The 4,556-nt window shown below is 58.8% G+C and carries 7 protein-coding genes and 1 pseudogene; 6 read left to right on the top strand and 2 right to left on the bottom strand.

The genetic code is table 11. The features are described 5' to 3' along the window. Positions 1–232: 232 nt before the first annotated feature. The 4 genes from EN935_RS23590 (at position 233) to EN935_RS23575 (ending at position 2,777) form a co-directional block, all read left to right on the top strand. Positions 233–988 (top strand): terminase family protein, encoded by a 756-nt coding sequence (locus tag EN935_RS23590; protein WP_127265594.1) that lies wholly within the window; start codon positions 233–235, stop codon positions 986–988. A 235-nt stretch (positions 989–1,223) separates the two neighbouring features. After that, positions 1,224–1,622, top strand: a complete 399-nt coding sequence (locus EN935_RS23585) for a type II toxin-antitoxin system RelE/ParE family toxin (RefSeq protein WP_127265593.1) — start codon at positions 1,224–1,226, stop codon at positions 1,620–1,622. Next, positions 1,597–2,133: a helix-turn-helix transcriptional regulator gene (locus tag EN935_RS23580; protein ID WP_164757897.1), complete on the top strand. Its 537-nt coding sequence runs from the start codon at positions 1,597–1,599 to the stop codon at positions 2,131–2,133. Before EN935_RS23585 ends, EN935_RS23580 begins: the two co-directional genes overlap by 26 nt. 65 nt (positions 2,134–2,198) lie before the next feature. Then, a complete protein-coding gene (locus EN935_RS23575) occupies positions 2,199–2,777 on the top strand; it encodes a hypothetical protein (protein WP_127373655.1) in 579 nt (192 codons plus the stop codon). Between the two features lie 298 nt (positions 2,778–3,075). Here the strand turns inward: EN935_RS23575 and EN935_RS23570 are convergent, their stop codons facing one another. Next, positions 3,076–3,447, bottom strand: a complete 372-nt coding sequence (locus tag EN935_RS23570) for a nuclear transport factor 2 family protein (protein ID WP_127265590.1) — start codon at positions 3,445–3,447, stop codon at positions 3,076–3,078. Between the two features lie 120 nt (positions 3,448–3,567). On the opposite strand from EN935_RS23570, the gene EN935_RS23565 reads away from it, so the two are divergent. Both EN935_RS23565 and EN935_RS42815 read left to right on the top strand, forming a co-directional pair. Continuing rightward, positions 3,568–4,137, top strand: a complete 570-nt coding sequence (locus tag EN935_RS23565) for a hypothetical protein (RefSeq protein ID WP_127265589.1) — start codon at positions 3,568–3,570, stop codon at positions 4,135–4,137. Next, the gene (locus tag EN935_RS42815) at positions 4,106–4,231 is read left to right on the top strand and encodes a hypothetical protein (RefSeq protein WP_281040358.1); all 126 of its coding nucleotides are present in this window, start codon (positions 4,106–4,108) and stop codon (positions 4,229–4,231) included. Before EN935_RS23565 ends, EN935_RS42815 begins: the two co-directional genes overlap by 32 nt. A 114-nt stretch (positions 4,232–4,345) precedes the next feature. Here EN935_RS42815 and EN935_RS23555 read toward each other — a convergent pair. Next, a pseudogene (locus EN935_RS23555) lies at positions 4,346–4,556 on the bottom strand (SAM-dependent methyltransferase); the annotation flags it as partial.

The following is a 4,556-nucleotide window of genomic DNA, read 5'->3' as shown; positions in this document are numbered from 1 at the left end:
CTTCTCCCCCTGGGGGAGAAGGTGGCCTCGCGAAGCGAGGTCGGATGAGGGGTGTTTTAGGGAATGCCAACGCCTCACTCCGCTGGAACACCCCTCAACCGTCTCGGCGCGGCGCGCCGATCCACCTTCTCCCACAGGGGGAGAAGGGAAGAGCCGTCGCGCCCGATCCGAAAAACCGCGTCCGAACAATGCCATACAGTCGCCACCTCGCAACGTGATTCAGGTATCCCCCATGTCCCGTCACGTCACCTTCATGACCATCGACGATGCCGAGCACTATTCGCCGCAGGAGCGCGCGGCGATCGTTGCCGCCTATCCGGCGCATGAACGCGAGGCCCGCGCGCGCGGCATTCCGGTGCTGGGCTCCGGCCGTATCTTTCCGGTGGCCGAGGCGCTGATCGCCTGCGAGCCGTTTCGGCTGCCGCGCTACTGGCCGAGGCTGGGCGCGCTCGATTTCGGCTGGGACCATCCGTCGGCCGCGGTCGAACTCGCCTGGGATACGGAGGCCGATGTCGTCTATGTCACCAAATCAGCGCGGGCCTCGCAGCAGACGCCGGCGATGCAGACGCTGACGCTCAAACCCTGGGGCGAATGGCTGCCCTTCGCCTGGCCGCGCGACGGCCGTCGCGAAACGCTGGAAGGGGCGGGCGTGGCGCTCGCCCGGCAGTATGCCGCGCACGGGCTGAACATGCTGACCCGCCACGCACAATTCCCCGACGGGTCGGTCTCGGTCGAGGCCGGGCTGATGGAAATGCTCGACCGTATGCAGAGCGGCCGCTTCAAGGTGTTTTCGACGCTGGCCGACTGGTTCGAGGAGTTTCGGCTTTTTCATCGCAAGGACGGCCAGGTGGTCAAGCTGCGGGATGATCTGATGGCGGCGACACGCTATGGCGTGATGATGCTGCGCGAGGCGGTGGTGGATCCGGCGGAGTTCAAGGCAGCGAGAAGGCCGGTAGGGCAGAGCGATCCGCTGGGGGCGTTTCGGTGAGGCGCGGAGCGCCTATTACCTCATTCCCGGGCCTGGCTTGACCCGAGGTCGACTCCCTAACGTTACAGCGTAGCGACAGTTCGTGTTGATCGACACACATCTGCAACGCATGAGATCGAGCACATCGAAAGACTGTCGCAAGGCGGATGCATAGCTATATCATTGGATTCATGCTCCATTAGCCAATTGGAATCATTTTGGCGCGGTCCGATATACTATTTATCGCAAAATTGCTATGGCAAATTGGACATATCGATGCTATGATGACGGAAGGCCGTCAAACCTTTGGCAGCGATGGTATGATGATACTCCGCAAGCACGAGGCGCGCACAATGCCGCTTTTGAAATGCTCGAACAGCTAGAAATCTGGGCGCCTCCAAATTTTAAGCCACTAAAAGGTGAGTACAAAGGCCTGCATGAAGTGAAATTCTTTGGCAGAGACCACAAGCAGTGGCGAATCTTTGGGAAGGCTGACCAGAAGAATCAGAGCTATTTGGCTTTGAGCGTAGGTTTTCACAAAGACAAAGAATACACACCTAGTAATATTCTGGCAAAAGCCAAGGAACGTCTGACAGAAATTTATTCAAATCCAAAGAAGGCAAAAACTTGTGATCGCCCTGGCAGAAACCCTTAAGCGTTATTTGGATAAGGACTATCGCGATGGATATGTGCAAACGCGTGTTCGGGCCGGTGTTGCATATCAGATAAAGGCGCTTCGGCGGAAATTTGGCCTTTCACAAAGTGAAATGGCGCAGCGTACAGAAAAGAAGCAAAGCGTAATTTCCCGACTGGAGAATACAGAATACGGAAAGGTCACGGTGCAGACGCTTCTTGATATCGCAAGCGGATTGGACGTTGCATTGCTTGTCCAGTTTGTCTCTTACCCGGATTTCTTGAAGCGTACAGCGGACATGTCCGATAAAGCGCTTCAGCCAGACACGATTCACGAGAGCTTCAACGCAGCGCGCCGTGATAATTCCCAGACAATCGACTATCGGAAATTTAATCCGGTGCTTTCACCAATGTCTGCGCAGGTCCGCAATATTTTTGACAACCAAAATCAGAACGTTCGACAATTGGGTCTGGTTGAAAGCCAGAGGAATCAAATTGGCGCTAATGACCACAAACAGGAATTGAGACAGTGAAATTGGTGTCTATCGAGATAACACGCGTCACCTCCCTTTTCCTATCGAGCCGCCTAGAGGGACAGTTGTATCTGCCTGCCGCTACTGCCGACTTCGCTCAGAAATATGAATTTGTCGAATTTCCGAAAACCTTGGAGGAAATGCGGAAGGCCAAAGTTGAATTTCGTCACGGCCGTTTCAATAATATTTCAATTGAATCTGTTGACCTCTACAACGATGGCGTGGTGATAACGTCACGGGCGAGTAGCAACGTCTTGGACGAATTTCTTATTGATGTTCTGGCCTATATGTCGGAGCGCTGGCACGCCACTTTTACAAAGGCTTTCCCTATAGATAGGATGTACGAGTCGACTCTCACATTTCATAGCGACAAGGACGTGCTAAAACTGCTTGCCGCGTTGAACAATATCAGTCGTTCTATCTCGAACAGGCTGAACGCCACAACCGGAGCGGCTATTGACTACTATCCCTTTGGTATCGGGTTGAGCGCCGATCACGCCAAGATACCGTCTTTGAAGCCGATCCCGTTCCGTATAGAAAGACGCGAAGGGGTCGATTTTGGCGCCAATATCTACTTCAGCGCAGCGCCGCTAAAGACAGACGACCACATTGAAATTCTCAATGAGTGGGAAAGGTCAGTCTAAGCGCTTTTATCGGCCTTCGCCGACTCCCCGGCGATGTCGGCGCCCCGCTCTGACGTCATATTCTCTGCGCGCTTTTCCGCCTCTCGTGCCAGCCCCAAGGCAGTGGCGCCTTGCCGTATCAACCGGTTTCCGCCACGTCAGCTTCGCTGACGAAAGTCCATCCATGCCCCGCATCATCCCCGCCACGTTGCGCGACCTCTCCTACGTCGCCGCCAACCTGCGCCCCGAAGACCGCGCCGAGATCGATTGCCAGCTTGACCATTGGTCGCTGGCGCCGATGTGACCCATGTCCCAGCTCCTACTCCACGATCTTCCAATAAGAATCCTTGCGGATCACCTTGCCGTCGCGGAACGTGTAGAAGTCGCAACCCCGGACTTCCTTTTTCACGCCCTCGCGGGTGGTGCCGGTGAGGGTCCATTTGGACATGCCGGTGTCGGCGGCCTCGTCTGCAAAGTGCTCAGCCTTGCCGTAGTGGACATCGGGCAGGCCTTCGAAGCGTGTCGCCAGCGCGTCCCATACGCTGCGCTTGCCCTCGTAACGCGTTCCCCAGGGCTCGGCGCCCCTCGGCATCTCCAGGACGCAGTCGTCGGCAAAGAACGCCATGATGCGATCGAGATCGTGCGCGTTGAAGGCTTCGCATAGCTCCGTCAGTGTCGCTCGAATGTCCATTCGCCCGTCTCCTGCCGTCGATGTCCGAAGTAGGTCACTGGCGACGGGGCCGGTCAAGGGCGCAAGCGGCCGAGACTCCGCCCGAAAGCGGGAAGTGCAACCCATTGCTCAGGCCTGCCCATGACCGTCCGCATCATCCCCGCCACGCTGCGCGACCTCTCTTATATCGCCGCCAATCTTCGCCCTGAAGACCGGGCCGAGATCGACTGCCAGCTCGACCATTGGTCGCCGGCGCTGCTGGCGCTGGCGGCGTTGCAGGGGTTTGCCTATGTCGCGGAACTCGACGGCAATCCGGAAGCCGGGTTTGGCGCCGCCGAACAGCGCGGCGGGCTGTGGATCGCCTGGAGCTGGGGCACGCGCCGCATGCGGCGCTGCGTGCCTGGCATTACCGGGTTCTTTCACGCCGTGCTGGGGCCGCAGGTATCCGCGCGCGGCGCCTGGCGGGTCGAGGCCCGCGCCTTGGCCGCCAACGATCTCGCGCTGCGCTGGCTTGGCCGGCTGGGCGCCACGCAACGCTGCCTGCTGCCTGGCTATGGCCGCAACGGCGAAGATTTTTTCCTCTACGACTGGACAAGAGAAGGCTGGAACCATGTGTCTGTTGCAAAAACCACCGGAACTGAAGCCGCTGCCGCCAACGCCGACGGCGCAGGACAAGGACGTGCAGGCGCGCGAGGCGGCACTGCGGGCTGAGCTCGAACAGCGTCAGGGCACAGCCAGCACCATCAAGACCGACCTCGCGCCAGGCAGCCTCACCGGCCAGCGCCGCGTGCTGCTGGGGCTTTAGACCATGACCGCGATGAAGCGCAGTTTCAGGAAGCGCGTGTGGGATTGGTGGGTGTGGCGACGGCATGCGCGGGTGATGAGAAGGCGGGGGTGATCTCCCCCCTCGAGGGGGAGATCAGCTCGCCTTTTTCGCAAAAGCCCAGACCATCAGCGGGTATTCCTCGTCGTTGCTGAGATCCCGCCACAGACCGTAGGCACGCACGGGGCCGCCGATATGGGCCCTGGCGCAGGCCTTGTTGCCCCAGCCGTGGACCTTGACGTTGGCTTCCGCGAAGCCGCCCTCGACCATCAGCTGCTTGAGGCCGGCGGGGGTCCATCTGTTGTAG

The sequence above is a fragment of the Mesorhizobium sp. M7D.F.Ca.US.004.03.1.1 genome (assembly GCF_003998635.1).
Lineage (GTDB): Bacteria > Pseudomonadota > Alphaproteobacteria > Rhizobiales > Rhizobiaceae > Mesorhizobium > Mesorhizobium loti.
The sequence above is the reverse complement of the archived record's forward strand: the minus strand, read 5'-3'. Positions and strand labels throughout refer to the sequence as shown.